Below are 13311 nucleotides of genomic sequence, written 5' to 3'. Positions count from 1 at the left end.
GAAAAGATCGTTTTTCCGGTATTGGAAAAATTTCAATAACACAGAACCTGAGCGGCGTTCTAAAGCGTTAAAGCATCCCGAATCAGGCGGCCTTTTTCATTAAAATAAAGATATTTTTTTTGAAACTGGTTCTTTTCAACGGTAATACGATACTGTACTCCTTTGGAAGGAGTGTCATATACTTCCGCAGCCGTGATCTCCCAGTCAACGGCATACTTGCTTTTTTCAAAGCCGTCGGTGACTTCCGCCGGGAGATCCGCAGGGTCAATGCCGTAAATAGTATGCTGCCATTTCCCTTTGGAAGAATAAACGGATGTGTAACTGGTATCATTCAGTTCAAATTCCGCCACTACACGCACCAGCTGATTCTGAAGGGTGAACTCCCCGAGTCCCGGATACCGCTCCATAATATCCTCTTTTACGCTGGCTTCGACTTCTTCGGATGATTGCGCGGAAACGCTGAAAGAAAGTCCGGCAAAGAGAAAAATAAGCAAGGTTCTGATCGTATTCTTGAACATGACAGGAGGTTTTGTTATTTTTGCTGTTAAATTATAAAATCATGGTGAATCTGTTGCTTGAAATCCCCGCTCCACCTTATATTATTGTGCCCGTAGTCACTTTTACCGGCCTTATCTTCCCCATTTGCATTATCCTTTTCTTCGAAGCTCAGAGAAGGAGAGAGATCAGGAATGAAAAAGAAACCGGGCATTCAGCCCACCATTAACATTCTCTGAATCGCCTCCTGCCGGTTTTATAAAGGCCTTTCCCCGGAACGGCTTCTGAACGTTTTTAACAAGATCAGGCCTGCATCTTTCGTAACCGGATGATGCGCATATAATGCATCAGTTTCATCACCGGATAAACCGGGTCAATCTCAAACCACTTTTTCGAAAACTTCGGGCTGTTAGGGTGTTTATGGTGATTATTCTGGAATAATTCTCCCAACATCGCGAAGCCCCAGGGCGTCGTATTTTTCGAATGATCGTGATTGTCAAAATTGGAGTAGCCATACTTGTGGCCGCACCAGTTTACGATAGCCCCGTGTACAGGCCCCATCAGGTAATGAATAGGAAGCAGGAGGAACATCGCCCAGTGAGTGGCAAACACAATGTAAAACGCCGTATAGGCAAGCCCCCATCCGATCCGGGAAGCCCAGTGATCCCCGATACGGTCAATTAACGGCCAGGTGGGATACTCCACGTCAAAAGCCCGCTCCGGTTTCACATTGTGTTTTACATAGTCATTATAGATCTTTTTCGTTTGCCACATCATGGAAAAAACGTCCTTGAAAAAGTGCGGCGAATGCGGATCTTTTTCCGTGTCGCTATAGGCATGGTGCATACGGTGCATGATCCCGTAAGCCCGCGGGTTCAGGAAGGAAGCTCCCTGGAAAAACCACGTGCAGAAATAGAAAAATTTCTCCCAGAAAGGATTCGCGTTGAACATTTTGTGGGAGGCATACCTGTGCAGGAAAAATGTTTGAAAAAACAAAGATACAAACCAATGTACCAGGAAAAAATATAGTATTATCACGACTTACTCTTTAAAACTCAAATTGCACAAAGATAATTATAAGGGAAGCAGGATGCTAATTTTTGGGCCGACAATTTAAATTTGTTACAAATAACGGGCCCTCAATAGCACGAGGTTTTCGGAGTTTAAACCTTTTGGTTTTTAAGAATTTACGATATTTCTTGCCGCTAAAACGCTGCCTTCGTAAATTTGTGTATGGAGATTTCAGCATCTATCAATGACCGAAAATTGCTCCACTCCCTCATGAAGCATTTGGGAGAAAAGGGCACAGATTCATTAGTAAACTATACCGAAGCCAAATTCAGGATGAATAACGAAACCCTGTTTAAAAAGCTGGCAACAAAAGAAGACTTCGCCGCGATGAAAGGCGATATCTCCAGGCTGGAAACGGATGTTTCGGAACTGAAAACCGAAATTGCAGGACTCAAAACAGCGGTCACCTGGCTCCAAACGGACATCGAGGGGTTAAAAAGAGATGTCGCCGGGCTGAAAGAAGCGGTTACAGGAATGAAGATGGATTTCCTTAACCTGCAAACAAAAATGGAAATCAGAATTTCGGGAGGCAAAACTGAGATACTATGCTGGATGCTGACGATGTTTCTGGTCATCCTGCTCGCGCTTATAGGGCTGTACGCTAAGATCTGAGAGGATAATCGGGTAGGAAGACAAGAAATATTTCCCCATTATCACGTTATTCGCCATCCACGCCACATAATGCGGAAGCGGCCCCCTTTCGGAAAAGCCGCTTCCAGTAAATCAAAGGGGATGTCCTTTTCGGTCACCCTGGTGTTATGTCCGCCATACTGTACTGCATGGAGAACACGACGTTAGTTATTCATATCCCGGATTCTGCACAAGGGCGCTGTTTCGGTTTACTTCATCCCGGCTAAAGGGACGGAAGTACATTTTGTCTACCCACGTCCGGTTTTCGAAGTCCGTGTTAACCACCGGCGTATAGGTATAGTCGTAAACCGTTTCGTCGTGGTGGTAGGGGGCCGACATTTGCTGTCCCGGCTTAAACTTACCGGTTATAGTGATATATGTCATGTCCCGGCCGAGTGTTTCCTCGGCGATCATCCAGCGCCGGGTGTCGTGGTAACGTTGTTCCTCATACGCCATTTCTATTCGTCTCTCGTGGCGGTAACGGTCCCTTAATTCCGCCTGGCCGGTTTCCGTGATAGCGGGCATTCCTGAACGGAAGCGAATGCGGTTCAGCCAGAGGATGGCTTCGCTTAGCTGGTTGAGTTCGATACAAGCTTCCACATAGTTGAAAACCGCTTCCGTATAGCGGAAGAATGGCCAGGGGATCACCTGCCTGTCGCTGGCGTCGATAATAGCCGGATCAGGGTCGATGAACTTTCTCATATAATACCCGGTACGGCTTCCGTTCCAGTCCTCAATGGAACTGAAGCGTGTATCCAGGCCCCAATGTGTGGTCTTCCCGTTGGGGCCGATTATATCGTAACTGCCGGTTTGAATTTCGTTGGCCGGATCCACATCACCCGAAACAAGATCGCGCGGTTTCCAGGGGGCGCCGTCGTATAGGATGGTTGCATAGAAACGAGGATCGCGGTTATCATACGGATCTGCCTCATGTTCCGGATTCGCCCAGCTGAAAGGAGTCCCGTCCGCCATTTCATAATCATCTACCAGCAGGCCCAAAGGCGTGTTCCCGGCCCAGTTATGATATCCGTTAGGACCGTTGTTCCGACCCACATGGGTGCCCTGTTCGTCCTTGTCAACACTAAAATAACGGGCAAATAATAATTCTACGGCGGCGGCGGGGTCGGCATTTTCAGCGCCGCTCTCTCCGCCCATGGAAATAGAAATATAATTGTCTGTGCCCTCTTCGGGAGAAACGGGACTTGTCAGGCCTAATTTATATCCTCCGCCGGCGGCATCCATCACCGCCTTTGCGGCATCGCGGGCGGCAGTCCAGCGGGCTGTCCGGTCTCCACTGGTATAGCCCAGGAACTCGGGATTGCCGTATTGGGCTATCAGGTCAGATTTTGTGCTGGCTACGGCAATATCGTGCAAATCGCTGGCGGCATATAGTAAAATTCGGGATTTCAGGGCCATTGCAGCAACGGCGGTAGCCCGGCCTTTGTCCATGCTCTTGCCTTCAAGCCTTATCGCTGCGCTATCGCAGTCATCCACTATAAAATTCACACATTCCTCAAAGGTATTCCGCGCTGCTGAATAATCTTCGTCAAGGCCATATACCTTTGTGATCAGCGGGACGCTGCCATGATAACGAAGCAACTGGTGATAATAATAGCCCCGCAGGAAATAAGCTTCTCCCAGCAAACGCGATTTCAGCTCTTCGTCGGTAATCGTATTCAGATCAGGAGAACTTAAATTGTCGATTACCATATTACAGGCCCTGATCCGGGTATACATATTGTTCCAGGCATATGTGCCGTCCACCCAGCCAAGGTTGGAAGGACTCAGGTCGCCCTGATTCACGATGTTGATATTACGGCCCGCATGCGTAAAAACCGCCTCATCCGAAAGCGAAGCCAGCATCTGCTCGAAAAAGCCGCCGCTTTCAAGCCCGTTGTAGATCTCGGTTACAAAGGCTTCCGCGGCGGGCCCGTCCTGCCATACCTGGTCCCCGGATATCTGGTCAAGGGGTTCACGGTCAAGAAAGTCATTGCTGCAGGATGTCAGCAGTCCTGCGATCCCTGCAATCAACAGCATATTTTTTATTGAACGATTCATCTTTATCATGATTAGGTGCTAATCTTAAAATGCTACGTTTATGCCTGCGTTAATAACCCGGGCCTGCGGATAATATTGTCCGCTGTTATTGGTGGATTCCGGATCCCAAACCTCTATTTCATCCCAGGTTGCCAGGTTCAGTCCGCTGATATAGACCCTGAGATTGCTGATGCTCCAGCGTTCGGTAAGGGTCGCTGGCAGGGTATAGCCAATTTCCAGGTTCTTGAGCCGCAGGTAATCGTTTTTCCGGGCCCAGTATGTGTTTTCGCCGGCAATGGAGAAATTGGTGTAGTAGGTATTCCCACGGTTGGCCAGGCGTGGATCAACACTACTGGGATTATCTATGGTCCAGCGGTGGTCATAAGACCATTTCAAATAATTGCCGATATCCCCTGATTCGGTCAAGCCAACGAATTGCAAAGCGCCTGCCGCTCCCTGGAACAAGACAGAGAGGTCGAAGTTCCTGAATCGCAGGTTGATATTCAGGCCGCCGCTGAAGGTAGGGACATCCGTCTGGTCCATTCGCACCTGATCATCACCGTCAATTTTTCCGTCATTATTCACGTCCTTGAATTTCATGTCACCAGGCTGAAGCGTTCCCGAAATAGCGCTGTAGTCAATGGTATTAGCATCGATAGCCGCCTGGTCCCTGAATACCCCATCGTACTGGTATAGCAGGAAGGCGCCTATGGGGCTTCCGGTGGTCTGCTGCCATTCCGGCGCACCCGGAGTTTCATCCCAGAAAACAATCTCGCTTTTTGCATAACCTCCGTTCACGCTTACATTATAGCTGAAATCACCTTTCTGATCTCCATAGCCAACCTGGTATTCCCAGCCCTTATTGGTAACTTCACCCAGGTTCACCGGGGGCAGCTTATTCACAATGCCGCTGCTGCCGGGAATGGACCCGCCCCGCGTAATAAGGATTTGGGTTCGCTTATTATTGAAATACTCGAATTCCAGGTTTAACTTATGATCCAAAAAAGCGGCTTCCAAACCGATATTCATATTATTGGCTACTTCCCAGCCAAAGTTCAGGTTGGGCACATTACTTTCAGAGAGGGATTGGGTAACCTGGTCGGCAATAATATACGATCCGTAGCCCATGCTGGCAAGGTATTGATATTGGGCCAGTGTGCCGGCAGAGCCTAAGTTGTTAATATCGGGCAGATAAGCTTCCGCTCCCATTTGTCCCCAGGAACCTCTTATTTTCAGGTTGTTGACGAAACTAATGTTATCTTTCCAGAAAGGCTCTTCCGAGATCCGCCAGCCCAGGGTAATTCCCGGGAAAAACCCGAAACGATTCTCGGGCGGGAAAATATAAGACCCATCCACCCGCCAAAGGAATTCAGCAAGATACTTTTCCTTGTAATTATATCCCACTCTTCCGAAATAGCTGAGGCGCGCTCGCTGGAACAGGGAATAAGGATCGCCATCGCCAACGCCTATATTCTGCTCTTCCGTGCCGCCTACCGACAGCTGATCTATCAAACCGGAAATAAAATACCGCCGGAATGCCCAGAAATTATCATGCTCCACTTCCTCGCGTTGAACGCCGGCGAGCAAGTTTAGGGTGTGGCCTCCGAATACCCGGTCGTAATTGACCATACCCGTCAGGTTCACAGCCAACTCGCTTGCCGCCCACTCCTGCAGCCGGGGATCGGTAAATGGCGAACGTACTTCGCCTCGTAAGGCCGGCGTGACCCCGTCTTCCTCAAAGGAAGTTCCGTCCCAATAATAAAGCGTCCAGGGCTTTTCCCAGCGCTTACGGCGGCCCGAGAACTTGTCAATGGCCGCCTGGCCGGTGATCTTCAGGCCTTCCACTCCGGGAATGGTGATATCCACCTGGCCGTTTGTTTGAAAATAATCTCTTTTGTCACGGTCATACCCGGTAAGATCGGTGGTAATCACGTAGGGGTTTTGGCCGAATTCGATATCCGGACCCGGCAGGCCGTTAGGCCATACTTCCATTTCCGTTGGCTTGCCCCGCATGATCATCCGAAAAATAGCGCCTGCCCCAAGCGTTGGAAAGTGCCGGAATTCTTCCCGGGCGGTAATGCCCAGCCGGGCGCTGATGTAATCATTGATCTTCGCATCCAGGTTTAAACGAAGGTCGTATTGCTTATAGCCGGTGGCGGATTCCCGGTAATATCCGTCCTGGTTCTGATAGCCAAGAGAAGCCAGGTATTTCACGTTTTCGGTTCCTCCGCTTATCTGCAGGTTATGTTGCTGCTGGGGAGACCAATCTTTCAAAGTGGTAGCAAACCAGTCTGTATTGGGATAACGGAGCGGGTCCGATCCATCGCGAAATTTCTGGAGTTCCTCTGGAGAATAGATGGCTCCCAGCTCGCCGCCATTGTTACGCTGGTACACTTCCCCGGCGTTAAAGGCGTTCCAAGCCGCCTGCCATTCGTCTGAAGGCAGATTATCAAATATCTGCAGCTCATTCCGGATGGTGGCATATTCCGGTGCGTCCGACATTTCCGGTACGCGGGTAGGCTGCTGCAGCCCGTAGCTGAAGTCATAGCTCAACTGGGGCTTCCCGGTCTGGCCTCGTTTGGTGGTCACCAAAATAACTCCATTTGCCGCCCTTGAACCGTAAATGGCTGCGGATGCGTCTTTGAGGACGGATATACTTTCCACATCGGCAGGATTGATCCGCGCCAGCCCGCCGGCACGGTTGGGAACTCCGTCAATAACGATGAGCGCATCGCTGTTACCCAGGGAATTCACGCCGCGGATCCTGATGCTGGAATTATCATAACCCGGTTCTCCGCTCGCCTGCATGGCCGTTACTCCCGGGAGGCGTCCGGCCAGGGTATTGGTAAGGTTTACCGTGGGTGATTTAGTGAGTTCATCCCCGTCTACCGTGGCCACCGCTCCGGACACCACCGCTTTTTTCTGGGTGCCGTAACCGACTACCACTACCTGGTCCAGCTGTTGGGCGTCCTGCCGCAACTGGATATTCATGGGCTCTCCGAGAGTGACGGGGACCTCCTGGGTGGCAAAACCGACCATGCTGAAAACAAGCACGTCGTTTTCTCCGGCCTGGATCGTAAACTCGCCATTTCCGCCGGTGGAGGTACCAATAGTGGTACTCTTTACCAGTACGGTTACCCCCGGAAGAGGCAGGCCGGCGGTATCTGTGACCGTACCGTTCACCGTATTTTGTAACGGTCTCTCAGGAACATACTCCCTGAATCCGGCCCCGGACATGGAAGCGGTAAGGCCTCCGCTTATGCCGGTGATCCTGGACCTGGCCCGGCTGATCGCATACTGGCGGTCGGCTAGCTTTTTGATCGTAAACCTGTAATTTACCAGCCTTTCCAGCAAGTATTTTTCCGCTTCCGCCTGGCTTTTAAACTGCTTATTTCCATCTGCCGAGATCTCCATACGCAGCAGTTCGGACTTGCAGACAAATTTCATTGCATAATCATCCTCGAAAGCCGACAGGAACTTACGCAGGGATAGCTGGCGATTCCCGCTAACTGTTTTTTCCGTAGCCGGCCTCACCGACGAAAAAACGTAGTCCTGCGCTCCCGTAGCAGAACACAAGGCCATACCTCCTATCATGCAGCATGCGCCCAGTATAATTCTGGCAATACCACCTCTTTTTCTCATGTTATTCTTGTTTAGGTTCAAAAATCAATTGATTTCCCTCTTTCCTGATTGTTATGTTCAAAACAAAAGATAAGGCGTTCACAAAGGTCTGGAGGTTATTTGCTTCCAGTACGCCCGACAGCTTGCTGCCGGCTATTTTTTTATCGGTTATCAGCACCTGCAGCCCGTAATTATCATTGATGATTTGCACAAGTTCGCTCACCGGGGTCTGATCAAACGTATAGCGAAGATTTTTCCAGGAGGTGTACCGCTCCGGTTTCACCTTATTCTTTATGACGCTTTTGGCTTTCCGGCTAATCTCTACGCGTTCTCCCGGCTCCAGCATTACTTTCCTGCCCTCGTCCATATTTACCTCTACTTTCCCGCTTTGGAGGGTTACGCTGCTGACCGCATGCCGGTCCCTGACATTAAAGGATGTACCAAGCACCTCCACGGCCAGGCCCTGGGTATGAACCAGGAAATTCCGGTATCCGCCGGATCCGTTCTCCTGTTTTTCAACCTCGAAAAAAGCTTCCCCTTCCAGCCAGACTTCCCTGGAGAAGCCGCCTAAAAGGCTCTTTTCATACCGGAGGTTAGAATTAGCATTCAGGTATATAATGGAATTATCAGGTAATTTCACCTGTTTCATTTGTCCGTACTCCGTTTTGACCAAAACCGGTTTTTTTTTAAAGAGCATCCAGGTTCCGCCTCCCAGCAGGCAAAGGACCAGCAGCGAAGCCGCAACTCCTCTCAACCATTTTAAGCCTGCACGGGCGGGAGCGGTTGCCGCTCTCCCATCTTCCATCCGGGTCATTTCTCCCGGAATGCCCTTCCCGTCTTGCCGGGTCAGTTCCCTGAACCGTTGCACGGCGGCTTGCTCGCGATAGCTTCCCGGAAGGTGTTCCCTGATCTTCAGGTTCAGGATAAAATCCCGGGCAGCGTGGATCATGTCACTTTTTTCAGGACAATTCCGGAGCTGCGCCTGCCAAAACTCATCGTCCCGGCCGTGCGTAACCCAATCGTGGAAACGCTCGTCAAGAATAAAATCTTCTATTGTATATTGATCGTAGAATTTTCCTGCTTCCATATACCGGGATTACCGTGCTGTTACAGGTAAGAGTAAGGCCTGGCAAATTTTACCCCATGGAGCGAAAAAAAAATTTTCAGTATAAAAAATCAGCGTGAAAAAAGAAGGGTTGCAATAAGCATGAACTGTTCGCTTTCAAGTTCCCGGCGAAGCAGGTGAATTGCCCTGGCGGCCAGCTTGTACACGGCCTTCACCGAAATATCCATGACAGCCGAAATTTCCTCGTAGCTTAATTGCTGGTAATACCTGAGGAAGATGAACTCCCGCTGCCGGGCCGTTAAGCCGGCAAGTGCGCGGGATATTTTACGGCGGTTCTCATCCAGCCGCTCATTCCGGATCATCAGCTGGTCGGGCGCCAGTTCTATGCTGAAGTTATATTCTTCGGTTAGGGATTCCGGGTCATTCTGCCGGTGAATACTGATCTTCCGGAGTAAATTATTCCTGAAAGCAGTAAAAAGATAACTGCCCAGGGAACGGACCTGCAGGTTGCCCTGCTGCCACAAGGTCAGAAAAATATCCTGGATCACATCTTCTATCAGACCCTCGTCCGGGCTGAACTTCCTTCCATAATTGAAAAGCTTCCTGAACCAGGTAGTGTATAACTCTTCCCAGGCTGCACTGTTTCCCGCCTCAAAAAGGGTTCCTTGAAGTTTACCGCCCGAAGAAGTAGGCATCGCTATGGTTTTGGTGGTTTTATCCTGCTTGTAATCGTAAAGTTACATAAAAAAATAATTGTAAATCAAACATGAAATAAAAATTGTACCCCGCGGCCAAATTTTATTCTGCTACGCGGAAACGAAAAGAGCCGCTTCCTGCATGTCCGCCGGGAGTGATGCCCTGGATAAATACCAGGTAATTTCCCGGAATGTCGGAAGTATAAAAGGAGATCGCTTTAGCGCCCTGCCTGCCGGTTCGCACGTCCGGGGACCAGAAAAGCAAACTTCTGAAATCGGGCAGTCTTTCGCTTCCCGCAGCGCCGCTTCCATAGGCGGGAGCATAAAACTCGCGTTGCAGCTGGAGCCCCTCGTAATCCATTACCAGCGAACCGGGATCCAGGCGGAAACCTTCCAGATTACCTTTATAGGTCGTATAGCTTACGATTCCCTCCGCGGCCAGCGGCCCCAGGTAATACTTGCTGCCCACAACCTCCAGCTTTTCAACTTTGAGCGGGTCATAGGAAATGATCCTGTTAATATCGAACACAGGTACCCCGTCAAGCAATACCAGTGGATCTTCCTGAAAAAAAACGTTGGGGCCGGAATTGCCGTAAAGCTGGAACACAGGTATGTTCATTGCCATAAAGCGAAAGTCCCCGGCGCGTTTTCTAACGATCACTTCGGGTACGTACTCCCTCATTACTTCTTCCATGGTAGTAAAGCGAACATAGTCATCCAGGCGATAAACCTTATCCGCCTGGTAATAGAAGGGCATACTATCCCGCCGGGCAGGCGGAAGAAATTGCTGCAGCGCCGGCCCGGAATACGTTCTTTGTATATGCATGGCTTTGTGCCGGAGGCTAAGCGCATCTTCAGCGTCCCCGCCGGGGCTGTATGCAGGCAGGGGCGTTGGAGCATAAACTTCCGAGAAGGGATTCGTCACCTGTACCAGCTTAGTACTGTCCCTGCCCGTTTGAACCACTAATTCGGCAGGTCCGTAAAAATCCTGCATGGTAAACTGTACCCGGCCCTGCCCGTCGCTGCTTGAACATTTCAGGCAGATATGTTTACCCGGAACGGAAAGATACGTCATAACTGCCGGCGCTGGTTTTCCGGAGTTTATATCTGTCACTTTCCCCGTTACGATGTGTCCCTGGTACTCAGGCGCATACGACAGAAGGGGAGGCCGGCGCTGCAAAACATCCTCCCATTTAAAGCGACGCCAGCCTTGGGTTAACATCAGGTTATCAAGGGCTTCATCCGCCTCAGGCCCCCTCGCTTGCAGGTAATACTCCGGGTCTTCGATCTTCCCCTGCAGGTCCGAAGACAGCCATAGCCAGCTGAAAATATCTGCCTGCGGCTCCTTTTCAAGGGAATCGAGGCGATATACGGCTACCGACATATCGGCGGGGATATCCTTTCCCGCTGCGTTCCGGGTATTTATTTCCAGGCTAACCCTGGCACGCTGGCCGTATTCGCGTTCCGCTGCAGCCGGCTCAAAGAAAAGCTCTTTCTCCGGCCGCCTGAAATAGAGTCGTTCACTTACCGGCTGCAGGGAAGCATTGAAAAGGGTAAAATGTGAAATACCTTCTCCAAGGCGAGCTTTTTCGATACCGAAGGCGGCCCGGCCGTTTTGAAACGCCTGCATTTCCGCTACCCGGATGCGTTGCCGCGTATGTGCCAAAAGGTAAACCGGCGCGTCCTCCGCAACCTGGTCATTGCCGTTTACCGTCACGGAAATCTTTCCTTCCTTTTCCTCCAGCTTCATCACGTAGCCTTTTCCCCGGGCTTCCGGCAGGCGCCGGCTCAGAACTTCGCCGTTGTGGGTACGGACTAATGCCGTATAAGGGCCTTCGCCGGTCAAAGGAGTAAAGAAAAAGCTACCCATGCCGTATTTGAGGGGCCGGAATGTCAGCAGCGTATCTCCGCCGCCGTTGATCAGAATACCCCTGAATTCCACACCCTTTCCCTGCCGGTCCGTGATCTTAAAGGCCACCCTGCTCCGGAGCCCTTGCACCAGGTCACCTCCTTCGGGGAAGAACTGCAGGTCATAGGAGGGCTGAGCCTCTTGTGCCCCGGTTTCCGCGGGCGAAAGCGCCCTGGTGGTATTCACTACCCTTAACTCCTTTTCGAAATAATATTCCGGCGAAAAGTTCTTCATCCAGCGTGTATAAGCCCTGAGCCGGTAATTCCCGGATGAAAGGCCAAAGGGAATGTCAAGAGAACCGCTGCCGCTGCCGCCCTTCAGCGCGACTTTGGCTTGCATGACCGCGTTATTTTCCCGGTCCAGCACTTCCAGGTAGGCCACCTTGCTCAGGCTGTCCGGGAAATTCACCGGCCCGGCAACCGCGTATATTTTAAACCATAAAATTTCTCCGGAAAGGTAAAACGAGCGGTCGGTATGGACATAGAGCCTTTCCTGTAAGTTCTTTTCACGGTAGCCGGAAAAACGATCAACGAGCGTATCTACCTGGGCGGCAGTATCTACTGCTGCAAAGAGACAAAGAAAGATCAGGCATGCCGGTAATTTGAATGATGTCTTCATAGGCTCCTTATCTTGGCCAGAAATCCGGCTTTTTGGTTACTCCCTTCAGGGTACAATCCACGCAGCTCCGCCCCGTTGCTGTATACGACACGGACCCTCCCTCGTATATCTCCGCGAGCGGAATATACGCTTCGCTCGCAAAATAAAACGTGATACTATCGCTGGGCACGTTGATCATATCGCAGAAAAAAGGTTCGTTCCAGTTATCCGGCAAGTCGTCATTATCAATAAAAAACCTTCTTTCTCTTACCGAACCGGCGCTTATATAGCCGATCACCTTCTCCGAAGGGTCGGCCGCGTTATAGATATTCCCGCGCAGGTTCGAAGGCAGGGGATCGAATATGGATCCGATTTCCTCCGTGTTTTTCTTCATCGTTTCCCAGTATTCAAAGGCTTCCCTGGTCATGGCGTACTGTTTTACCAGGATACTGTAAAGCACGCTCATTTTCTCTGCGCCGTAAGCCGCAAATACCAGCGGCTGCCTGTAAACGACGTCTTCGCTGAGCCGGGTGGTGGAACCGGTGATGATAGTGGTGGAAAAAGTGCTGTCCCAACAGGTATATATCATTTCTTCTTCTGTTCTGAATTGAACGGTCGAGTCTTCCTCGTGGTACTTGTACATCGTACGGTAGGGCGCGTGAAACTCCCATGCTTCCTCGTACTCCCAGCGGTAATACCGGGTAGCATTTGACGGATCATGCGTATTCACATACACCTGTAGCCCGCCATCCTTCAATTCCCATCCTACGCTGTCTATATCGGGCGTGTTCTTCACCGGGGTGAATTCCGAAAAATACTGCTTTCCTTCACTGGTTTCAATGCGCAGGCGGTAATTCCTGCCTGACAGGAGCGGAAGGTCCTCTGCGATATAATTTCCCCCTGAGTTCATGAAGTCCGGGTAAAGGGGATAGCTATTGCCCTGCTCGTCCTCCACGCTTACCGAAGCATCCATCACGGGCTGCGGCGCAGGCTGGTCCTCCCCCGAAAAAGGGCTGGTATAGCTGAGCCGGACAAGGGTTTCTCCTCCGCCTCCGTTCAGGAATCCCTCCACCACCAGGAGCGGTTTCCCGGCGGTTACTTCGGGCAACTCAAAGGGATCCTTGCAGCCCGTTAACAGGATCATGGCCAGCAGGTAATTCCCGTATTTTCGTAATAAAGCCCTCATAAAG

Annotated in this window: 10 protein-coding genes; 2 read left to right on the top strand and 8 right to left on the bottom strand. The window is 50.7% G+C overall.

Translation table 11 applies throughout. The features are described from left to right. Positions 1-59 precede the first annotated feature (59 nt). Complete coding sequence (locus tag FRZ59_RS04170; RefSeq protein ID WP_132128063.1) at positions 60-518, bottom strand: PepSY-like domain-containing protein; 459 nt, start codon at positions 516-518, stop codon at positions 60-62. Positions 519-559: 41 nt separating this feature from the next. Here FRZ59_RS04170 and FRZ59_RS18460 point away from each other — a divergent pair, with 41 nt between their 5' ends. After that, positions 560-724, top strand: coding sequence for a hypothetical protein (locus tag FRZ59_RS18460; RefSeq protein WP_158640525.1), 165 nt, complete (start codon positions 560-562; stop codon positions 722-724). A 74-nt stretch (positions 725-798) separates the two neighbouring features. Here FRZ59_RS18460 and FRZ59_RS04165 read toward each other — a convergent pair whose 3' ends face one another. Next, positions 799-1533 carry an acyl-CoA desaturase gene (locus tag FRZ59_RS04165; protein ID WP_132128062.1) on the bottom strand — a complete coding sequence of 245 codons (735 nt, stop codon included), beginning with the start codon at positions 1531-1533 and terminating at the stop codon, positions 799-801. Between the two features lie 195 nt (positions 1534-1728). On the opposite strand from FRZ59_RS04165, the gene FRZ59_RS04160 reads away from it, so the two are divergent. Continuing rightward, the gene (locus FRZ59_RS04160; protein WP_132128061.1) at positions 1729-2178 is read left to right on the top strand and encodes a hypothetical protein; all 450 of its coding nucleotides are present in this window, start codon (positions 1729-1731) and stop codon (positions 2176-2178) included. Between the two features lie 186 nt (positions 2179-2364). Here the strand turns inward: FRZ59_RS04160 and FRZ59_RS04155 are convergent, their stop codons facing one another. From FRZ59_RS04155 to FRZ59_RS04130, 6 genes are all read right to left on the bottom strand, one after another. Further along, positions 2365-4254 carry a RagB/SusD family nutrient uptake outer membrane protein gene (locus FRZ59_RS04155; RefSeq protein ID WP_132128060.1) on the bottom strand — a complete coding sequence of 630 codons (1890 nt, stop codon included), beginning with the start codon at positions 4252-4254 and terminating at the stop codon, positions 2365-2367. A 24-nt stretch (positions 4255-4278) separates the two neighbouring features. Next, on the bottom strand, positions 4279-7875 hold the full coding sequence (locus FRZ59_RS04150) for a SusC/RagA family TonB-linked outer membrane protein (protein WP_207910209.1): 3597 nt from the start codon (positions 7873-7875) through the stop codon (positions 4279-4281). Position 7876: 1 nt separating this feature from the next. Further along, a complete protein-coding gene (locus FRZ59_RS04145; RefSeq protein ID WP_132128059.1) occupies positions 7877-8941 on the bottom strand; it encodes a FecR family protein in 1065 nt (354 codons plus the stop codon). 89 nt (positions 8942-9030) lie between these two features. Next, the gene (locus FRZ59_RS04140) at positions 9031-9615 is read right to left on the bottom strand and encodes an RNA polymerase sigma factor (protein WP_132128058.1); all 585 of its coding nucleotides are present in this window, start codon (positions 9613-9615) and stop codon (positions 9031-9033) included. A 103-nt stretch (positions 9616-9718) separates the two neighbouring features. After that, positions 9719-12142 carry a hypothetical protein gene (locus FRZ59_RS04135; RefSeq protein WP_132128057.1) on the bottom strand — a complete coding sequence of 808 codons (2424 nt, stop codon included), beginning with the start codon at positions 12140-12142 and terminating at the stop codon, positions 9719-9721. Positions 12143-12149: 7 nt separating this feature from the next. Further along, positions 12150-13307 (bottom strand): DUF4249 domain-containing protein, encoded by a 1158-nt coding sequence (locus tag FRZ59_RS04130; RefSeq protein ID WP_132128056.1) that lies wholly within the window; start codon positions 13305-13307, stop codon positions 12150-12152. Positions 13308-13311 lie beyond the last annotated feature (4 nt).

The sequence above is a fragment of the Anseongella ginsenosidimutans genome, assembly GCF_008033235.1.
Taxonomy (GTDB): domain Bacteria; phylum Bacteroidota; class Bacteroidia; order Sphingobacteriales; family Sphingobacteriaceae; genus Anseongella; species Anseongella ginsenosidimutans.
The sequence above is the reverse complement of the archived record's forward strand: the minus strand, read 5'-3'. Positions and strand labels throughout refer to the sequence as shown.